Annotated in this window: 16 protein-coding genes; 10 read left to right on the top strand and 6 right to left on the bottom strand. The window is 74.1% G+C overall.

The annotated features are described in order from the left end of the window. Positions 1 to 54 precede the first annotated feature (54 nt). Positions 55 to 1,047: a lysylphosphatidylglycerol synthase domain-containing protein gene (locus J4G33_RS03915; RefSeq protein WP_208054544.1), complete on the bottom strand. Its 993-nt coding sequence runs from the start codon at positions 1,045 to 1,047 to the stop codon at positions 55 to 57. Then, positions 1,044 to 2,630 (bottom strand): DUF2142 domain-containing protein, encoded by a 1,587-nt coding sequence (locus J4G33_RS03910; protein WP_208054543.1) that lies wholly within the window; start codon positions 2,628 to 2,630, stop codon positions 1,044 to 1,046. Before J4G33_RS03910 ends, J4G33_RS03915 begins: the two co-directional genes overlap by 4 nt. Before the next feature lie 36 nt (positions 2,631 to 2,666). Here J4G33_RS03910 and J4G33_RS03905 point away from each other — a divergent pair, with 36 nt between their 5' ends. From J4G33_RS03905 to J4G33_RS03890, 4 genes are all read left to right on the top strand, one after another. Continuing rightward, entirely contained in the window at positions 2,667 to 3,353 is a 687-nt protein-coding gene (locus J4G33_RS03905; protein ID WP_208054542.1) for a DUF8692 domain-containing protein, read from the top strand. A 78-nt stretch (positions 3,354 to 3,431) separates the two neighbouring features. Continuing rightward, a complete protein-coding gene (locus J4G33_RS03900; RefSeq protein WP_208054541.1) occupies positions 3,432 to 4,172 on the top strand; it encodes a glycosyltransferase family 2 protein in 741 nt (246 codons plus the stop codon). Next, a complete protein-coding gene (locus J4G33_RS03895) occupies positions 4,169 to 4,576 on the top strand; it encodes a DUF2304 domain-containing protein (protein WP_208054540.1) in 408 nt (135 codons plus the stop codon). The genes J4G33_RS03900 and J4G33_RS03895 overlap by 4 nt, the downstream gene beginning before the upstream one ends. A gap of 86 nt (positions 4,577 to 4,662) precedes the next feature. Then, complete coding sequence (locus J4G33_RS03890) at positions 4,663 to 6,186, top strand: DUF2142 domain-containing protein (RefSeq protein WP_208054539.1); 1,524 nt, start codon at positions 4,663 to 4,665, stop codon at positions 6,184 to 6,186. Here J4G33_RS03890 and J4G33_RS03885 read toward each other — a convergent pair. Both J4G33_RS03885 and J4G33_RS03880 read right to left on the bottom strand, forming a co-directional pair. Continuing rightward, positions 6,168 to 7,388: a hypothetical protein gene (locus J4G33_RS03885; RefSeq protein WP_208054538.1), complete on the bottom strand. Its 1,221-nt coding sequence runs from the start codon at positions 7,386 to 7,388 to the stop codon at positions 6,168 to 6,170. The two genes, J4G33_RS03890 and J4G33_RS03885, sit on opposite strands and share 19 nt — an antisense overlap. Positions 7,389 to 7,453: 65 nt before the next feature. Then, positions 7,454 to 8,518 (bottom strand): glycosyltransferase family 2 protein, encoded by a 1,065-nt coding sequence (locus tag J4G33_RS03880; protein WP_208054537.1) that lies wholly within the window; start codon positions 8,516 to 8,518, stop codon positions 7,454 to 7,456. Positions 8,519 to 8,627: 109 nt separating this feature from the next. Here J4G33_RS03880 and J4G33_RS03875 point away from each other — a divergent pair, with 109 nt between their 5' ends. Then, a complete protein-coding gene (locus J4G33_RS03875) occupies positions 8,628 to 9,722 on the top strand; it encodes a UDP-N-acetylglucosamine 2-epimerase (protein WP_208054536.1) in 1,095 nt (364 codons plus the stop codon). 30 nt (positions 9,723 to 9,752) lie between these two features. On the opposite strand, the gene rfbA is transcribed toward J4G33_RS03875, so the two are convergent. Continuing rightward, complete coding sequence (rfbA, locus tag J4G33_RS03870) at positions 9,753 to 10,622, bottom strand: glucose-1-phosphate thymidylyltransferase RfbA (protein ID WP_208054535.1); 870 nt, start codon at positions 10,620 to 10,622, stop codon at positions 9,753 to 9,755. A 109-nt stretch (positions 10,623 to 10,731) separates the two neighbouring features. Between rfbA and manA the strand changes: the two genes are divergently transcribed. Beyond that, positions 10,732 to 11,928 carry a mannose-6-phosphate isomerase, class I gene (gene manA / locus J4G33_RS03865; protein WP_208054534.1) on the top strand — a complete coding sequence of 399 codons (1,197 nt, stop codon included), beginning with the start codon at positions 10,732 to 10,734 and terminating at the stop codon, positions 11,926 to 11,928. Between the two features lie 21 nt (positions 11,929 to 11,949). Here manA and J4G33_RS03860 read toward each other — a convergent pair whose 3' ends face one another. Next, on the bottom strand, positions 11,950 to 12,678 hold the full coding sequence (locus tag J4G33_RS03860) for a TIGR03089 family protein (protein ID WP_307793721.1): 729 nt from the start codon (positions 12,676 to 12,678) through the stop codon (positions 11,950 to 11,952). 53 nt (positions 12,679 to 12,731) lie between these two features. Here J4G33_RS03860 and J4G33_RS03855 point away from each other — a divergent pair, with 53 nt between their 5' ends. From J4G33_RS03855 to J4G33_RS03840, 4 genes are all read left to right on the top strand, one after another. Beyond that, entirely contained in the window at positions 12,732 to 13,427 is a 696-nt protein-coding gene (locus tag J4G33_RS03855; RefSeq protein WP_208054533.1) for a DUF8692 domain-containing protein, read from the top strand. Between the two features lie 182 nt (positions 13,428 to 13,609). Further along, a complete protein-coding gene (locus tag J4G33_RS03850; RefSeq protein WP_284501722.1) occupies positions 13,610 to 13,936 on the top strand; it encodes a WhiB family transcriptional regulator in 327 nt (108 codons plus the stop codon). A gap of 39 nt (positions 13,937 to 13,975) precedes the next feature. Further along, entirely contained in the window at positions 13,976 to 17,335 is a 3,360-nt protein-coding gene (locus J4G33_RS03845; protein ID WP_208054532.1) for a glycosyltransferase, read from the top strand. Continuing rightward, on the top strand, positions 17,329 to 19,062 hold the full coding sequence (locus J4G33_RS03840; RefSeq protein WP_208054531.1) for a DUF5719 family protein: 1,734 nt from the start codon (positions 17,329 to 17,331) through the stop codon (positions 19,060 to 19,062). The genes J4G33_RS03845 and J4G33_RS03840 overlap by 7 nt, the downstream gene beginning before the upstream one ends. Positions 19,063 to 19,071: the final 9 nt, after the last annotated feature.

The following is a 19,071-nucleotide window of genomic DNA, read 5'->3' as shown; positions in this document are numbered from 1 at the left end:
GAGGTGCTGCGTACTGGCGGCTTCCGTCACCGGGTCGCGCGAGCGCGGCCTACGTTAGCCGTTGCGCGGTGCCTGGGCGCGCACCTGCGCGACGGTGTGCCCCCAGCCACCCAGCCGCGCAACCATGACTGCGAGGCCAGCGCTCGTCCCGTCGGCGAGGAGCATGAGGAAGCGGCTGACGAGCGCCAGGACCAGGGCGTCCTCGCGGCTCAGCGCCGTCGCGAGGACCAGGACGAGGGCAGCCTCACGTGCGCCCGCGCCCGCGGGCAGCACCACGATGACGAAGCCCACGACCCAGGCGAGGGCGTAGCCGCCCGTGGTGAGCAGCAGCAGTCCCTCGGCAGGGGCACCCAGGCTGCGAGCGAGGAACCACAGGTGCAGGCCGAAGGCGAGCCACATGGCCGTCGTCCACAGGCAGGCCTCGAGCATCGCGCGTGCCGAGATCGGCTCGATGCTGTCGCCCCGACGCACCAGGGTCAGAGCTGCCGGGAACCACCAGTTGAAGACGGCCGGGACCAGGGACACCACCCCTCCCGCGGCCAGGATCGTCAGCCACCAGTAGGCGTGCAGGGCCTCGGGGGAGGAGAAGGCGAGGGTCACCATCGCGACGACGACCCCCATGACGACGGAGACCACCCACCGGACCATGCCGGCGAGGATCGCCCGGGTGCGGCGCACGCCGTGGTCCCTGGAGAGCACCGACTGTGCGACCACGGGCCACACGCCGCCGGGCACGTACTTGCCCAGCTCGCCGAGGAGGAAGATGCGGGAGGCGGTGATGACGGACAGGGGAGACCCCAGGCCTCCGAGTGCGGCTCGCCAGGTCATCGTCGTGAACGCGAGCCCGAGGAGCACCAGGGCGAAGGCGGCGCCGACGGCTCCCAGGTCGAGTCGGCCCAGTCCGGCGGAGATCTCGTCCCACTCGTCGATCAGGTAGAGGGTGGCGAAGACGGCGACCACGGCGAGAGCGAAGGGCCGCAGGTACCGGCGCAGGCGCGGCCAGCGGCGCGCGCGGGGGGCACCGGGCGGCGCCGCTGGGGAGTTCACCTCAGGAGAGTAGTGGTCGGTCGCCCGGGGTCGGCGGCGTCGCCAGGAGCGGGCGCAGCCTCAGCCCGAGTGCGCCAGCCCTGGACGAGCAGGACCAGCACCGTCGTCGTCCACGCCGCGGCCGCCAGCCCGAGGACGGTGCCGTTCACGGGCGCTGGGGCGAGTCCCCACGTTCCCCAGCGCGCCCAGGCCTCGTCGAGCGAGCCGCCAGCAGGTCGGTACATGTGGTCGGCGGCCAGGACGAGACCGTGGAGAGAGATGGCTGCGGCGGCAACGGTGACGGCGGCGGGAAGTGCCGCGCGCAGGGACGCGGACCTGACCACCAGGTCGAGGGCCGCGGCGACGGCGATCCCCAGCACCACCAGGGCGCAGAAGAGGTAGCGGCCCTGGAGCCCGGGGAACTGGCCCGAGTGGAAGTGCCGGACCCCTCCGCCGACGAGCACGATGCCGAAGACCCCTGCAGGGAAGGCGGCCAGGGCCAGCATCGTGCCCGCACGGCGACGGCGGACCGCCCACACCGCGGCGCCGAGGAGGGCGAGCGCGACGAGGAGGTTCCCCGAGCGGACCAGCCAGAGCGGAACCTGGAGCTCGAGCCAGCCGAAGGACCCCCAGAACGTCTGCGAGAGGCGTACCGATGCCTGGTAGAGGAACACGCGCACGGTCTGCTGGCCGTCCCCCTGCGGCAGGGGCGGGTCACCCGCAGGCTGGACCTCGCCGTAGAGGAGCAGGTTGCGCAACCACCACCAGCCCCCGACGGCGAAGGCCGCGGTCAGGGCGATCAACGCGTTGGCGGTCCGGCGACGCCCGGTCAGGCCGTGCGCGGGGACGAGCAGGGCGAGCGCGACCATGGGGATCGCGGCGAGCATGAACCCCTTGGTCAGCAAGCCGAGACCCAGGGCGCCGCCGACACCGAGCAGGGTCAGAGGGGTGGGCGGTCTGGTCATGGCTCGGACGACGAGATAGACCACCACGCTGCCCGCGAAGGTGGCCAGGGCGTCGTTCGAGGCGCCGCCAGCGATGTGCGCCACCTGCGGGATGGCCATCGGGACGACAGCCGCCGCGAGGGCGATGGGCCGCGAGCCGGTCAGCATCTCAGCGCTCAGGCCGATGAGGGGAACCGCTCCGACGGTGAGCGCGACGCTGAGCAGACGGAGGGTGAGCAGCTGGCTGTCCCAGGTCCAGTGCTGCGCCCCGAGCGCCTTCAGCAGACCGGCCCCGAGCAGGTAGTACGCCGGTGGGTGCTGGCTCATCTGGTCGTAGCTCTGGGTGATCGGTGCCGGGAACGGTGCCGTCATCCCCGTGACGACCGAGCGGCTCGGGACGTCCGCCGGGTCGCGGGCGGCCAGCACGTCCAGCCCTGCGTCGAAGCCGGCCTCCTGCGTGGCCAGGACCGTCCCCTCGGTCAGGTAGGCGGCCCCGGGTGCGGGCCATCCTCCCCCGTTCACGAGGCGCAGGACGCTGTTGAAGTGCTGGGGCTCGTCGGGGGCCTTGAAGGGCGGCGTGAGGACCGACCAGCAGCTCGCCAGCAGCCCGAAGCAGACCGCCAGGAGGGCCAAGGAGGTCCGGAAGGGGCGGCGGGGCATCCGGCGAGGGTAACGGCCGGACGCTAGGTTGACCCGATGCCCGCCGCCGACGACCGTTCCCGTCCTCGCGCCCTGCCTCAGGCACTGCCCTACCTTGCCGTGCTGATCCTCTCGGTAGTGCTGATCGGCTCCACGCTGGCGATCGGCGCGCGGCTCGACCTCACCACCTCCCAGCTGATGCGGGATCCCGCCACCACGTTCATGGCCTCGCCCTTCATCGGCTTCCTGTCCCAGATCGGCATCTTCGTCTGGGCCGGGACGGCGGCGATCGCTCTCTTCGCGGCAGCGTCGGGCGTCGGGCCGGCGACCCGTCGCCTGCGGGCGCTGCTCGCCGCCACCGGCACCCTCACCCTCGTCCTGGCGCTCGACGACCTCTTCCTCCTGCACGAGGCCGTGCTGCCGATGATCGGCATCCCCGAGCTCGTGACCTTCGCCGGCTACGGGGTGGCCTGCGCCGCGATCGCTCTGGGCTTCTGGCGGGAGATCCTCGCCTGTCGCCGCGGCCTGCTGCTGATGGCCGGGCTGTTCCTCGGGGCCTCGGTCGGCCTCGACCTGATCGACCCGGCGGGGATCGACCCCTACCTGTGGGAGGACGGGGCAAAGCTGGTCGGGCTGGTCGCGTGGTTCGTGCTGCACGTCGACGCCGCACGACACGCTGTGCGGTGCGGTGGCGAGCCCTGCGGAGCCGGGTGCCCGGTGGCGAGACTCGTCGCTCGCCGCTGAGCGGGTCCTCCTGCTCGACATCGAGGCCGTCGGCCCACGCGGGCACGCGGTGCGGGAGGGGTTCGCTACTCTCTCGCCATGGCTTCTCTGCAGGACAGACGTGTCCTGATCGTGCTTCCGGCATGGAACGAGGCGGAGTCGCTCCCTGCCATCCTCACGGAGATCCGCTCCCACCTGCCGGGCGTGTCCGCCCTGGTCGTGAACGACGGGTCGACCGACGGGACGAGCGCCCTCGCGCGGCAGTTCGACGTCGAGGTCCTCGACCTCCCGTTCAACCTGGGTGTGGGAGGGGCGATGCGTGCCGGTTTCCGGTACGCCCTGGCCGAGGGGTTCGACGCCGTCGTGCAGGTCGACGCCGACGGTCAGCACGACCCCCGGGACGTCCCGATGCTCGTCGAGGGCCTCGAGCAGGCGGACGTCGTCATCGGTGCCCGTTTCGCCGAGCGTGATGCCTACGAGGTGCGCGGACCGCGCCGCTGGGCGATGAAGGTCCTGGCCGGCGTCCTGAGCCGGCTCGCGCGCACCCGCCTCACGGACACGACCTCGGGGTTCCGGGCCTCGGGACCCCGGGCGATCCGTCTCTTCGCCGCGCACTACCCCGCCGAGTACCTCGGCGACACGATCGAGTCCCTCGTCATCGCCGTCCGGAGCGGACTGACCGTCAAGCAGGTCGGTGTGGCGATGCGGGTGCGATCCGCGGGACGCCCCTCGCAGCACCCGGTCAAGGCAGCCGTCTACCTGCTCCGCGCCTGCCTGGCTCTCGGGATCTCGCTGACCCGGCGGTCTCAGATCGCCGTCGAGACGGAGGTGGCCGCATGAGCGGGCAGCTGTTCGCGGAGGCCTGCGCGGTCGTCACCCTCCTCTTCATGATCGAGCTGCTCCGCCGTCGTCGGCTCCGGGAGAAGTACGTCGTCCTGTGGATCGGGGTCGCGCTGGTCGTGCTGGTCGGCGCGTTCTTCCCGCGACTGCTCGACCAGGTGGCGACGGTGGTCGGTGTCACGGTGCCGATCAACCTGATCCTCTTCGTGGGGCAGCTCCTGCTGCTGGTGGTGTGCGTCCAGCTCAGCGCTGAGGTGAGCACCCTCGAGCAGGAGAGCCAGACCCTGGCGGAGGAGCTGGCCCTGCTGCGCAACAGGGTCGAGAGGCTCGAGAGAGCCGCGGGCGCAGCGCCTCGGCCGCCCTCGGTGGCGGATCCTGACCCGAGCGGTCGCTCGCCCGGATGACGGTGGTCGACGGGGCCGTGGCAGGCGCTGGAGGCCCCCGCCACGGTCCTGCTGCCCCGTCGCAGCGGCTGCTACGCTCGCGCATCGTGAACCGGGACGCGCTCGGCCGTCGGCTCCGTCCCTGGGGGATGCCGATCGGCGCCCTCCTCCTCCTGACGGCCCTGGCCGCGTGGGCCTTCGCGTCCCCCGTCGGGTCCTCGCCCGACGAGGACTACCACCTCGTCAGCATCTGGTGCGGGGGCGGGATCGACGAAGGCGTCTGCGACGAGGGGACCGGCGACGGCGAGCGCCAGGTGGCGCCGGCCCTGGTCGGCTCGACCTGCTACGCGTTCGAGCCGACGCTGAGCGCTGGCTGCCAGGAACGCGTGCCGTCGCTCGCGGACCAGGAGCAGGTCCTCTCCGACCGCGGCAACTTCGCGGGCAGCTACCCGCCGGTCTTCTACGCCGTGATGAGCGTCTTCGCCGGGGACGACCTCGCGCGCTCGGTGGTCATCATGCGCCTCGTGAACGCGCTGCTCTTCGTCGGCCTCGGGGCGTGGACCTACGCCCTGTCCGCACCCCGTCTCCGGCGGGGTCTCGTCGGAGGCGCGCTCGTGACCCTCGTGCCCCTCGGCACGTTCATCGTCCCGTCGCTGAACCCGAGCAGCTGGGCCGTGATCTCCGCCGTGGTGCTCTTCATCTCCCTAGTCGGTTTCATGACCACGACGGGCACCAGGCGGATGCTCGGGCACGGTGCGGTCGCTGCCCTGGCCGTGGTCCTCGGTGCGGGGGCGAGAGCGGACTCCGCGATGTACGCGACTCTCGCTGTGTGCGCGGCCCTCACCTGCACGGTGGTGCGGCGGCGGGAGTCGCTGCTGCGTGCGGTGTACCCGCTGCTGCTCGGTGCCGCCGCCGCGGGCTCGTACCTCTCGTCCGGGCAGTCAGACGCCGTGACGAGCGAGGCGTCGGGCGCCTTCCAGCTCTCCCTGGCCGCCGGGATCCTGGTCGACGTGCCCACCCTGTGGGTGGGGGCGCTCGGTGGCGCGGGTCTGGGGTGGCTCGACACCGCGATGCCGACGCTCGTCGTCCCCCTCACCGTGGGTGCTGCCGCCGCGGCTGTCGTGATCGGGCTCGGGAAGGTCCAGCTCCGCCGAGGCCTGGCACTCCTGGGTATCGGTCTCGCGGCGTGGGTCGTCCCGGCCTACGTGCAGTACCTCTCGGGCCAACCCGTCGGAGCGTACGTCCAGCCCCGGTACGTGTACCCCCTGGTGATCCTGTTCGTGATCATCGCCGTGCTGCGCGTCGGTCGGGGCGAGGCCGGGGGCACGTGGACCCGGACGCAACGGATCCTGCTCGCCCTCGCCCTCGGCGCGGCGAACGCGGGCGCCCTGCACGCGAACCTCCGGCGGTACGTCACCGGCGTCGACGTGGGTGGCCTCAACCTCGACAGCACGATCGAGTGGTGGTGGAGCCTGCCGATCTCGCCGATGGGCCTCTGGGCGCTCGGCTCCGCCGCGTTCCTCGGTGCGGTCCTGCTCCTCACGCGCGAGATGGAGGAGCGTGGCGCGACGGTACCGGACTCGGAGGGGCGACCGGCGACAGAGGACGAGCCTCACCCCGTGCGGGGCTGAGCCGGCCGCACGAGACGCCACAGGAGGGGCAGAGCCACGGCTGCCGCCGCACACGGACCGACGAGCGCTCCGACCGCCGTCGTCTCGACGAGAGGTAGCGGGCTGGCCAGCAGCCACACGGCGGTCGAGCCTGCTCCGGCTGACCACATGAGGATCATCCCGCGGTGCGAGGCCAGCGCCACGAGGGCTGCTGACAGCAGGAGCACCCACGCCAGGAGGAAGGCCGAGAGCACGAGCAGACCGACCGCCTGCCCCGAGACCTCGTAGGCGGCCCCGTAGACGCGTCGGACGACCCATGGCCCGGCGAGGTACCCCGCGGCACCACCGAGCAGGCCTACGGCCACGGCAGCGGCCGTACCCACGAGGAGTCCGCGCTGCAGCGGCGGCGTGGTGGAGGTCTGCGCCTGCGCCTGCGCCCGCACCACGTACGGGACGGTGAGCGCCTGGAGCGGCGAGACCAGGAGGAGCGGTACCCGCGAGACCGTGAGCGCCGCGAACACTGCTCCGCCTGCTGCCCCCGGCTGCTCCGCGGTCAGGGCTGCGACCATCGTCGGGTACCCGGTGATGACCGTTGCGCTCAGCCCGGCAGCGAGCATCAGCGTCGCCGCGCGGCGGGCAGCGGCAGCCCAGACGATCAGCGAGGGCCCTCGACGGGGCAGGACGCTCCGGGCTCGACGCGCCCATCCGAGCCACGCGAAGGAACCGATGGCCACGGCGACACCGGCCGACCAGAGGTCGATGCCGGCGATCACCAGCACGACGGCCAGCGCGCCGAGCCGCGCCAGGGCCTCGCTCATCACGAGCCAGCCGTAGCTCTGGACGGCACCAGACCCCATGAGGCGGCCGCGGACGGCGAACTGCACCGCGAAGCCGAGGGCTGCGGCCGTGACGAGCAACCCCATGCGGCTGTCAGCGTCCCCGTACAGACGTTCGGCGAGCGCCGGGACGAGGGTTGTCGCCGCCAGCAGCATCGCCAGGAGGGCCGCCGCTGCCGTCACCGCGTGCGCCGGAGGTCCGGTGTCCTGCCGGCCCTCGTCCGCGGTGGCCCGTGCCGTCTCCTGCTCGACGATCGACAGCGACGACCCGAGTCCGAAGAGCACACCCCAGAAGGCGACGAAGAGGGCGAAGTCTGCGGGGGGGAGCGAGCGCCCGACGATCGCGAGCAGGGCGTATCCCACCGCGCTCGCGACGGCGATCGCCACGCCGACCCGCATCACGCTCGAACGGCCGCTGCCACCGCGTGGAGGGCGCACCGTGTCCGGAGAGCTCACCGTGGTGAGGGGCCGCGAGCACCACGGACGGCGTGCGCAGCGGCGAGGAGCAGGCCGCGGACCACCCCCGAGCCGAAGACGACCGCGAAGACGGGCGTGAGGGCCGCCGCGGCCCTCACCTCGTCGCGCGTGCCGCCCACCCGGCGGACTGCGGTCGCGAGGGCTGCGGTGATCACCCCCATGCCCGTGGCCCCCCACGCCGGTCTGCGAGCGGCGAGGGCGAGCAGGCCGACCCCGCCGAGGACCGCCGTGATCAGCGCTCGCCGGACAGCCCCGGCGTGGCCGAGGTAGCCGTCGACGAAGGTCGTGCCCCGGAAGTACGACTGGCGCAGGAACCCACGGAACCCCTGCTTGCCGAAGTAGCGGAAGGCGAAGTCGGGGGAGAGCCAGATGCGGTGCCGCTCCGCGACGTACCTCAGCAGCCGCGTGTCGTCGCTCGCCAGGTCCGGGACGTCGTAGAGGGAGTCGAACCCGGCGACCGCCTCACGGAGGAGGTCGGCAGGAAGCAGCAGGCACCCCGTGCCCTTGGGGTAGGCGTCGAAGTCCTCGGCGCCGAAGGAGACCAGCCGGGGGGCGGAGGTGTACCGGCGCCAACCGATCTTGACCAGGCCGGACCAGAAGGCGGCGAAGAGGTTGCCGTCGGTGTCGACGTCGACATGGCCGCACCACACCTGGCGCGTGGGGTGCGACGCGATCTGCTCCCGGACCCAGGCCAGCCCGGACGGCTCCGCGATCACCCGACTGTCGAGCAGGAGCACCCACGGCTCGCGCGCTGCCGCGAGCCCCGTGCTGCGAGCGGCGAGCCGGCCGGCGTTGGGCTGGGTCACGACGCGCAGGTCGTGCTGGGAGGAGAGGTCACGAAGCACCTCTGGTGTACCGTCCACGCTCCCGTCGTCGACGATGACGACGTCCAGCGCCAGCCCGGCCCGTGCCGCGGCGTCCGCGAGCGCGGCCACGCAGCGGCGGATCCAGCGCTCCTCGTTGTAGACCGGGATGACCACGCTGAGGGTGCCGGGTGGTGAGGAGATCTCGAGAGCGTCACCACGCGTGGGGGAGATCACCGGCCAACCCTAGCCGAGCGCGAGGTCACCGGAAGGCCCACCGCGGGCGGGCGTCGTCTGCGTATTCTGTGACCACGCTGGAGGACAACCACAGAGGGGCGGCACCGCGTTGATCGCGTTCATCGTCGGCACGACCGCCGAGCTCATCAAGATCTCTCCGGTCCACCGCGAGCTCGTGGCACGAGGCCGTGCCGTCGAGATCTGGTACTCGGGTCAGCACGTCGAGGAGCTCGCGAGCACCCTGGAGGACCTCGGGCTCCCGGCGCCCCAGGTGTGGCTCGTGCCCCGTGAGGGCGCCCGCAACCTTGCGCGACCGGCTGACGTCCCTCGGTGGGGCGCACGCGTGCTGGGGACCGTGCTGCGTCGGCGCGCCCACCTCGTGAAGCGGCTCGCGAGTGACGGCACCCCGCCGGTCGTGCTCGTCCACGGAGACACGTTCACGGCTCCGGTGGGCGCGATCATCGGGCGCGTGCTGGGGGCCCGGGTCGGGCACGTCGAGGCGGGTCTGCGCAGCGGGAACCTCCTGCACCCCTTCCCGGAGGAGCTGAACCGCCGTGTCGTCGGGCGGCTCGCCGACCTGCACTTCCCGCCGACCCCGGTCGAGGCACGCCACCTCCGCCGGCACCGTGGGGCGATCGTGACCACCGGCGCCAACACGGTCGTCGACGCCGTGCGGCACGCGCTCGCGCGACCAGGTGGTCTCGCCGTCGAGCTGCCGGAGACCTACGCCGTGGCCACCCTGCACCGCTTCGAGCTCGTGCGGCGGGAGGACCTCTACCGGGAGGCGCTCGAGGTCCTCCAGGAGGCCAGCCTGCAGGTGCCGATCATCTACTTCGCCGGCGCCTCGGAGCGTGAGCGCCTCGAGCAGTACGGCCTGCTCGATCTGTTCGACCCGGTGCACTTCCGGATCGAGGACAAGCTCAGCTACGTCGCGTTCCTGCCGGTGCTCGCCGGGGCGCGCTTCGTGGTGACGGACAGCGGCGGGCTGCAGGAGGAGAGCGCCTACCTCGGCATCCCGTGCGCCGTCCACCGCGCCCACACCGAGCGTGATGCCGGAGCGGGCCAGACGATGGTGCTCACGCGCCTCGAGGCGCGCGGTCTCCGAGCATTCCTGGCTGACCCCGAGCGCTACCGCTCGTCAGGTCCTCTCGACGACGCCCGGCCGAGCATCACCATCGCGGATGCGATCGACGCGCTCAGCTGACCCGACCCGGGGTGCGGCCCGCCCCCCGGGTCAGCCCTCCTGCTCGAGCAGCTCGAGCAGGTAGGTGCCGTAGCCGGACTTGGTGAGCCCCTCGGCCCGGGCGCGCAGCTCGTCGTTGCTGAGGAACCCGCGCCGCCAGGCCACCTCCTCGGGGGAGCCGATCTTGAGGCCCTGGCGGTGCTCGACCGTGCGCACGTAGTCGGAGGCCTCGAGCAGCGAGTCGAAGGTGCCGGTGTCGAGCCAGGCGGTCCCGCGGGGCAGCACCTCGACCTGCAGGCGCCCCTGCTCGAGGTAGGTGCGGTTGACGTCGGTGATCTCGTACTCGCCGCGGGCCGAGGGCTCGAGGTCCCGGGCGATCGCCAGGACGTCGTTGTCGTAGAAGTACAGCCCCGGCACCGCGTAGCTGCTCTTGGGGTGGGTGGGCTTCTCCTCGAGGGAGAGCGCCTTGCCGCTCTCGTCGAACTCGACCACGCCGTAGCTCGTGGGGTCGGCGACCCGGTAGGCGAACACGGCGCCACCGTCGATGTCGCTGAACCGCGAGAGGCGGCTGCCGAGTCCGGCGCCGTAGAAGATGTTGTCCCCGAGCACGAGGGCCGCGGAGTCCGTGCCGATGAAGTCCGCACCCAGCACGAAGGCCTGCGCGAGCCCGTTGGGCTCAGCCTGCACCGTGTAGGAGATCGAGATGCCGAACTGCGAGCCGTCGCCCAGCAGACGGTGGAACTGCTCGGCGTCGTGCGGGGTCGTGATCACGAGCACGTCGCGGATGCCGGCGAGGATCAGCGTCGAGAGCGGGTAGTAGATCATCGGCTTGTCGTAGACCGGGACCAGCTGCTTGCTGACGCCCTGGGTGATCGGGTGGAGCCTCGTGCCGGACCCGCCGGCCAGGATGATTCCTCGCATGGTCGCCCAGTGTGGCCTAGTCGGCGGGCGATCACTAGTCGCGCGCTTCCCGTGGTGATCCCGGACGAATACGATCATCGCGGTCCTGTCGTCGAGCGCCGAGGGCGTCGTGCTTCCTACCCGCAACCGCACCCAGCCCTACGCCTGGGGGTCGCCGTCCGCCATCCCCGAGCTGATCGGGGTCGAGCCCGACGGGGAACCGGTCGCGGAGTGGTGGCTCGGGGCGCACCCCAGCGCACCCTCCGTGGTGCTGACGGCCGAAGGCCCCGTCCGGCTGGACGAGTACGTCCGTCGGGACCCGCGGGGCACCCTGGGGCAGGGGGCGATGGCCCGGTTCGGCCCGGCGCTGCCGTACCTGCTCAAGCTGATCGCGGCCGAGGCGCCGTTGTCCCTCCAGGTCCACCCGACCCTGGAGCGCGCCCGGGCGGGGTACGCCGAGGAGGAGGCAGCGGGCATCCCTCTCGACGGGCCGCGTCGCAACTACCGGGACCGCAACCACAAGCCGGAGCTGGTGTACGCGCTGACGAGGTTCGAGGCGCTGTGCGGGTTCCGCGCGCCGCGGCGCGCGGCCGAGCTCCTCGCCGGGCTCGAGGCCCCGCTCGCACGACAGCTGCACGACGCCCTGGCCGCCGACCCGTCACCGGCTGGGATCCGCTCGGTCTTCCAGTGCCTCCTCGAGCCCGCGACCCGACCCTCGACCGAGGCGGTCGGGGAGGTGGTCGACGCCTGCCGGGCCCGGCTCGAGGGCGGGTCGACCTCGCCCCGGGCCGATCGCACCGTGGCCCTGCTCGCGCGCCACCACCCGGGCGACCCGGGGATCGTGACCTCGCTGCTCCTCAACCCCGTGACGCTGCACCCCGGCGAGGCCATGTTCGTCCCCGTCGGCGGTGTCCACGCCTACCTGCACGGCATGGCGGTCGAGGTCATGGCCAACTCGGACAACGTGCTCCGCGCCGGCCTGACGCCCAAGCACATCGACATCCCCGAGCTGCTCGACAACGTCGACTACGTCGCCGCACCACCCATCCGGATCGCGCCTGAGACCTTCTACGGCGCCACGAAGGTCTTCTACGCCCCGGTGGACGACTTCGAGCTCTCCGTCACCACGGTCGACGACGACGCCGTGCACCGTCTTCCGGGCCGAGGGCCGCGGATCCTGCTGTGCCTCGAGGGTGAGCTGACCGTCGAGCCGGCGCGAGGACCTGGCCTCACCCTGGCTCGCGGCGAGACCGCCTTCGCCCCTGCCGAGGACGGTGAGCTCACGGTCCGTGGCCGCGGTCGACTGATCCAGGCGGACGTGCCCTGACCCGGTGGGGGCGTCGCCCGGTCATCCCGTGACGCGCTCGCTCTCGACGACCCGGTCGCGGCGCGCAGCAGCCTGGTCCGCCGGCTCGTCGGGGTCCGTCGCCCAGAGGACCACCGAGCCGTCGTCGGCGTAGACCCCGAGGACCGCGCGCAGCACCTCGGCGGTGCCTGCACCGGCCACCTCGACCAGGACGCGGCGCCCGGGGGAGCCGGCGGCGGGCCGTGCCCAGGCGAGCAGCTCGCCGTGCGGGACGGGGGAGCCCTCTCCCACGGTCACGGCCGGGGCCGAGGGGACGGCCTCGGGCATCCAGGTCAGCATGTCCCCGTAGGTCATCACGGCGCTCGCGGCGTCGACGGCCCCCGGAGGCAGCGTCCCGTCGAAGCTCCGGGCGAGGGCCGGCAGGGCGACGGCGACCAGCTCGACCGCGCCGGTGTGCGACTGGGGTCGGTCCGTCACGACCAGGTCTGCGGAGTCGTCCTCGCCGAGGACCAGGTGCGCGCCGACGCGCCAGACCGCCAGGGCCCAGACGACGGTGCGCCAGTGCGGTGGCAGGTCGACCTGCACGCGATGGGAGGGACCGGCACCGAACTCCTCGGCCAGCAGGTTCGCCGTCTTGGTCACCCAGTTGTCCAGGACGTGCCCCGAGAGCTCGATGCGCTCGCCCCCCGGGCCGTACCAGGTCAGGCGCGGGCGCCCGGCGTCGGCGGCGAGGGACTGCAGCAGCCCGGGGACGGTCGTCGGCGAGGTCACCCGTCCAGCCTAGGCCCGGCCCGGGCGTCGGTGCCCGTCGCTACGGTGTCTCGGTGACCCCGACCGGACGGCCGCTGCGCCTGCGCCTGCTGCTCGGACCCCTGGGTGCGGTCTCCGGCGCGCTGGTCGTGACCGGCCTCGTGCTGCACCTCGTCTCGCGCCCGGACCGGGCGCCCGGTCCGTGGCTCGAGGCCTTCGCGCTCAACCAGCCCGGGACGGTCCCAGCCATGTGGCGCAGCCTCCTCTTCGTCACCGTCGCGGGAGCCGCAGCCGTCCTGGCTGCCGTCGAGCAGGGACGCCGCCGCCGGTGGGTCGTGACGGTCGTGGTGAGCACCCTGCTGGGTCTGGACGGGATGCTTCGGTGGCACGAGGACCTGCTCGTCCTGCTCCTCGAGGACGGCCAGGTCGGCCAGCCGGTGGTCTGGGCGATCGTCGGCCTGCTGATCTCCGGAGGGGTGGCCCTGCTCGTGCGCTGGGGACGAGGGCTGCCGGCGGCGGCGGGCCGGCTGGTCCCGGCGGGGGTCCTGGTCCTCGTCCTCGGTGCGGTGCTGGGTGAGCTCGCCTCGACGTGGGCCCTCGAGCACCACGGTGACCGCGCCGCCTTCATCAGTGCGGTGGCGGTCGAGGAGAGCCTCGAGATGACCGGCTGCCTGCTCGTGGCGGCAGGCCTGCTGCGCATGCTGCGCGTCCACCACCACGACGGCACGCGGTGCCTCGTCATGCTGCCGAGCGCTGGGCCATCCGGGTGAGGGGGCACCCGCGCCACCGCGGGGCGGGTGAGATCATGTCCGTCCTGCACCGTTTTCTCCCACTACGCTCGCCGGGAGCACACGGATCTAACACACCACCGCTTGACTGGTGTGGATGACACGCGTGTAATTCCATGCATGCGGTTCTGACCGGGGCCGCTCTGCACGGAAGGCTGGCGGACATGTGGAACCTGCTCGACGACGAGGCATCGTTCCCGACCGACCACTCGGTACCGGCTGCGGACGTCGCGCCGGTGCTGCCGCTCTTCGGCACGGCCGAGGACGACACCGTGATGGGCTGGCAGGAGCGTGCCCTGTGCGCGCAGACCGACCCTGAGGCGTTCTTCCCCGAGAAGGGCGGCTCGACCCGCGAGGCCAAGCGCGTGTGCACCGGCTGCGAGGTCCGGTCCGAGTGCCTCGAGTACGCCCTCGAGAACGACGAGCGCTTCGGGATCTGGGGCGGCCTGTCCGAGCGCGAGCGCCGCAAGCTGAAGAAGCGCGTCGTCTGAGAGGCCCGTCCGGCCTCTCACGGCGCTCGCCCGGCACCCATGACTGACGCTCCGACGGTCCGCGGCGCGCCCGTCGAGCGACCCTACGGACCCGCGGTCACCGCGGTCGTGGTGACCCGGGGCCCCAGCGAGTATCTCGAGCAGACCCTCGCGGCCCTCGCGGGCCAGGACCGGGCCCCGCAGCAGGTGGTGCTCGTGGATGCCGACCCGCACGGGCCCGACCCCGGCCTGGGGAGCCTCGTCGCAGGCCACTGGTCGGCAGGCCCTACGGACCCGTCCCGGGTCACCGTGCACGCGGCACCCCATGCGAGCACCTTCGGTGAGGCCGTGCGGCAGGGTCTGGCGGCCGCCGACCTGGCTGGGGGGCGCGAGGGATGGCTCTGGCTCCTCCACGACGACAGCGCCCCCGAGCCCGGCGCGCTGGCCGCGTTGCTCCGGGCGGTCGAGCTCGCCCCCTCGGTAGCCGTCGCGGGCTGCAAGCAGCGCACCTGGTCCCTCCCCGGCGAGACCCCGCGGGTGGTCGAGGTCGGGATCGCGACCTCTCGCTTCGGCCGGCGCATGACGGGGATCGACGAGCCCGAGGTCGACCAGGGGCAGCACGACGGGCGTGAGGACGTCCTCGGCGTCGGCATCGCCGGTGCCCTCGTCCGGCGTGACGTGTGGACCGACCTGGGCGGTACCGACCCGGCCCTCGGGCCCTACGGCGACGGCCTCGACCTCTCGCGACGTGCGCGACTCGCCGGGCACCGCGTCGTGGTCGTCCCCCGGGCCGTGGTCCACCACGCGCAGGCGACTCTCGCCCGCCCCCTCGGCGGCGCGGTGCTCCACCGCCCGGGCTGGGACGCCCGGCGCTCGGCCCAGGCCCGGCGGCAGGCCTACCTGCACTCCCAGCTCGTGGGGGTGCCGTTGCCCCTGGTGCCCGTGGTCGCCGTCCTCGCCGTGGTGAGCGGGTTGGTCCGGGCCCTGGGTCGCCTGGTGACCAAGGAGCCGCACCTGGTCCTCGCCGAGCTGGTGGCTCCGGCCGCGGTCCTGCTGCGTCCCGTGCGGGTGGTCCGCGCCCGCCGCCGAGCTGCCAGCACCGCACGCGTGCGGCGCCGCGCCCTGCGTCCGCTCCAGGTCACCTGGCGGGACGTGTGGCGCCAGAGCCAGGACCGTCGGCTCGCCGCGGCGGAGCTCCGTCGGACGCGGCAGGCCCCCAGCGAGCTCGAGCTCGCCGAGCTGGCAGCCCTGCGCGGACGCCGACGCCGAGCCCTCGCCGGCGTCCTCCTGCTCGCCGTCGGCCTCACGGCGGTCACCCTCGGCCCGGTGATCACCCGGGTCCTCGGCGGCGCACGGCTGCTCGGGGGCACCCTCGAGCTCGGTGACGCCGGACCGGGCGGGGTGTGGGCAGCAGCCCTGTCCGGCTGGGTCGCTGTCGGGCTCGGCGAGCCGGGACCCGCCGATCCGCTGCTGCTCGCCCTGACCCCGCTCACGGCGCTGCTCGGCACCGTGGGGAGGGCAGCGGCCCTCACGCTGCTCGGAGCCTTGCTGCTCTCGGCCCTCGGCGCCTGGTTCGCCGCGGGTGCGGCGACCCGCTCGACCGCGCTCCGGGCCTGGGCGGCCCTGGTCTGGACCGGGGCGCCGGCCCTGCTGCTGGCCCTCGACGACCTGCGCCTGGGTGCCGTCCTGGCCCACGTGGCCCTGCCCTGGGTCGCGCTGGGGGTCGCGCGCGGGCTCGGGGTCGCGCGGGTCGACGTGGTCGAGTCGGGGCTGGTCGGTGCGCAGCGCGAACCGGGCGGGACGAGTGCGGTCGCCGATCCTGGCCCGCCCCTCGCCCGCCCCACGACCACCGAGGCATCCCTCGCGGCGACGGCGGGCGCCGGGCTCGCCCTCGCGGTCGTCACGGCCGGGGCGCCCGTGCTCCTGCCCGCCTGCCTGCTGGCCCTCGCCGCGATCGCCCTCGTCGTGCGTCGCCGCCGGCGCCTCCTCTGGGTGGCACTGCCCTCCCTCGCCCTGCAGGGCCCCACGATCGCGGCCGCCGTCCAGCGGGGCGACGCCTGGCGCCTCCCTCTGACCGATCCCGGCCTGCCGGTGGCCTCGGTCCCGGCCCCGGCGTGGCAGCAGCTCCTGGGGTGGCCCGTCGTGCCGCCCTCGTGGGCCGAGCTCGCCTCGCAGGTCACGGCCCTGGCGGCGACGGGACTCGTGGTCCTCCTCGCCGCGGTGGCCCTGACCCGGGCCGGTGGTCGCGGTCGGGCCGTGCGGGTCGCCTGGGCCGTGGCTGCGGCGGGTCTGCTCGCGGCCGGCGGCGCTGGTCGGGTCGAGACGGGGCTCGCGGCGGGGGAGGGGCTCGGCACGGTCCTGGCCACGGCCTGGCCGGGGTCGGGGCTGAGCCTGGCCCTGCTCGGGCTGCTCACGGCCGCCGTCCTCGGGGCGGACGGCCTGCGCCAGGCGATGGCACGCCACTCCTTCGGCTGGCGCCAGGTGACGGCGGGCCTGGTGACCCTCGCGGCGGTCGCGGGCCCCGCCCTCGTGCTGGGCAGCTGGACCTGGGCCACGCGGGACGCCGGCAGTCATCGCGCCGCCGAGGAGCCTCTGGCCCTCGAGCTGCTCGACGGGCCTGTGGTGCCGGCCGTCGGCCGCGAGGCGCAGTCCGCCGAGCTCTCGGCGCGGGTCCTGTCCCTGCGCACGGACCCTGACGGTCAGGTCGAGGCGACCTTGCTCCGGCAGGACGGCCGACAGCTCACCGAGGTCGCCCGGTCGGTGGTCGCCCGCGAGGTCGGGGGAGCCCCCGGACAAGGGCGGCCGGTCGAGCCCGACGCCGCGGACCTCGTGCTCGCCGACGCCGCCGCGCGGCTCGCCACCGGCACCGCCGAGGAGGTCGCGGCCGAGCTCGCCGGCCTGGGCGTCGCCTCGGTGCTCGTCCCCCCGCCCGGGGAGGACGGCTCGACCCAGGCCCGCGCCGCCCTCATCGGGCGGATCGACTCGACCCCTGCCCTCGAGCGGATGACCGAGACGGGGGCCGGGATCATCTGGCGGGTCGCGACCGGTGAGCTCGGCACCACCTCGGCCTGGGCACGGCTCGTCGACGCCGACGGCGGCCCTGCGGGGACGCTGGTCGAGCCGGTCCCGGCGAACGGCACCGACGTGTCGACGCGGGTCCCGGCGGGGGAGCCGCGACTGCTGGTCCTGGCTGAGCGGGCCGATCCCGGCTGGTACGCCACCCTCGACGGTGTCCCCCTGCGCGCGGTCGAGACGCCCTGGCAGCAGGCCTTCGAGCTCGGCGAGGAGGGTGGCCTGCTGGTGGTCGGCCACGCCCCGGCCTCGCGCACGCCCTGGCTCGTCCTCCAGGGGACGGTGCTGCTCGCGACGGTGCTGCTCGCCCTGCCCGTGCGACGCCGACGAGGAGGCGCCCGATGGTGACGCCCGCTGACCCGCTCGAGCCCCAGTCCCCGCCGGCGGGGACCGAGCCCGAGCCCGCGCGCCAGCCTGCGGCCGAGCCTCCCGGCGACCCCGAGGCCGCTGCTGCCGCACCGACGACGCCGCGCGTGGACCCGGTCGGTGGCGAGCAGGTCAGGCGGGCCGCGCGCGTCGGACGGGTGCTCGCCCGGACAGGGACCGGGCTCCTCGTGCTGGGGCTCGTGGGAGCCGTGACCGTCCTGGGGACCCTCGAGCCCCCGACGGTCCGCAGCGAGGCACCGCTCGCCACGGTGGCGGTTCCCGCGGCAGGGACCACGCTCGTCTGCCCGGGCACGGTCCGCGTCCCGACCGAGCCCGAGGAGGGCGAGGACGTCGCCTACGACCCCCAGTTCGACCCGTCCCCCGGGGAGTCGGTGACTCGTCTGGGTGCCCTCGTGGTCGACGGGGCCGGCGGGAGCCTCGCAGGGCTCGACGGGGCGGGCTCGACGCGGCTCGAGGGGACGGGACCCGCGGTCGTCCAGCAGCGCGACGAGGCGGACCAGGGGCTGGTGCTGCGCGGGGAGCCGGCCGACCCGGAGGAGGGTGTCCCCGCCTGGGACGCGGGCGCCGTCACCGCGACGACGACCGAGGGCGACCTGCGCGGTCTGGCAGCGGCCCCCTGCCAGCGGCCTGCGACCGACGTGTGGCTCGTGGGCGGGAGCACCGCCCTGGGGTCGAGCGCCCGCCTGGTGCTGCAGAACCCTGGCCAGACCGCCGCCACGGTGCAGCTCGACCTCTGGGGACCGGCCGGCCAGGCCGAGGTCGCCGGGGCCCCCGAGTACCTGGTGCCCCCGGGGAGCGAACGGGTCGTCCTGCTCGAAGGGGTCGCCGCCGAGCAGCGGCGCGTCGTGGTGCACCTGACCGCCGTGGGTGGCCTCGTCACCGCCTACCTGCAGGACAGCGAGGTCCGAGGGCTGGTGCCCGCCGGGGTGGACCATGTGAGCGCGGGGCAGGCCCCCGCCCTGCGTCAGGTGGTCCCCGGGATCGCCGTGACCGACTCCGAGCTCGACGGCACCGACACGGCCCAGCTGCGCCTCCTGGCCCCGGGGGAGACCGGGACGAGCGCGCGGGTGACCTTCCTCGGCCCGGACGGCGTGACCGAGCTCCCGGGCACCGAGCAGGTCGACCTCGACGGCGGCGAGGTCCTCGACCTCCCGCTGGGTGGCCTGCCCGCCGGGACCTACACGGCGGTCGTGCAGGCGGACGAGCCGGTGGTGGTCGGAGCCCTGGTGACGCGAGGGGAGTCGGCAGGGCAGACCGCGGTCGAGGCCGACGACCCGCTCGACCGCGCCTGGGTGGCCTCGGCTGGTGCCGGGGTCCCCGCCGGGAGCCTCGCCCTGCCGGAGGGGCCCGAGCCCACGGTGGCCCTCGCCGTGGTCCCCGGCGCCGTCGTGGACGTGGAGGCCGAGGGCCGGGCTGCGGTCGTGCTCGAGCTGCTGGGCCCCGACGGCGCCGTGCTGGATGCGCAGGAGCTGAGTCTCGCCGAGGCGACGACGACGACCCTCACGGCGGAGGAGCTCGCCGAGGACGTCGACGGGGAGGTCGCCGGGCTCGTCCTGCGGACCGCGGACGCGCGGGTCGTGTGGGGCGCGGTGCTCACGGTGGACGACGAGGCGGGTGAGCTGGTCTCCGTCCTCGTGCCGGTCGCCCCTGAGCCCGCCCGCCCCGAGGTCGGGGTGCGGCTGCGCTAGCCGGTCGTG

It is taken from the genome of Actinotalea soli, from assembly GCF_017565425.1.
Taxonomy (GTDB): Bacteria; Actinomycetota; Actinomycetes; order Actinomycetales; family Cellulomonadaceae; genus Actinotalea; species Actinotalea soli.
The sequence above is the reverse complement of the archived record's forward strand: the minus strand, read 5'-3'. Positions and strand labels throughout refer to the sequence as shown.

Bases quoted from the DNA above. Each gene is read 5' to 3' on its own strand.
- J4G33_RS03900 (WP_208054541.1), top strand. From the start codon at position 3,432: ATGGCTTCTCTGCAGGACAGACGTGTCCTGATCGTGCTTCCGGCATGG.
- J4G33_RS03840 (WP_208054531.1), top strand. From the start codon at position 17,329: ATGGTGACGCCCGCTGACCCGCTCGAGCCCCAGTCCCCGCCGGCGGGG.
- J4G33_RS03895 (WP_208054540.1), top strand. From the start codon at position 4,169: ATGAGCGGGCAGCTGTTCGCGGAGGCCTGCGCGGTCGTCACCCTCCTC.
- J4G33_RS03905 (WP_208054542.1), top strand. From the start codon at position 2,667: ATGCCCGCCGCCGACGACCGTTCCCGTCCTCGCGCCCTGCCTCAGGCA.
- J4G33_RS03850 (WP_284501722.1), top strand. From the start codon at position 13,610: ATGTGGAACCTGCTCGACGACGAGGCATCGTTCCCGACCGACCACTCG.
- rfbA (WP_208054535.1), bottom strand. From the start codon at position 10,622: ATGCGAGGAATCATCCTGGCCGGCGGGTCCGGCACGAGGCTCCACCCG.
- J4G33_RS03910 (WP_208054543.1), bottom strand. From the start codon at position 2,630: ATGCCCCGCCGCCCCTTCCGGACCTCCTTGGCCCTCCTGGCGGTCTGC.
- J4G33_RS03845 (WP_208054532.1), top strand. From the start codon at position 13,976: ATGACTGACGCTCCGACGGTCCGCGGCGCGCCCGTCGAGCGACCCTAC.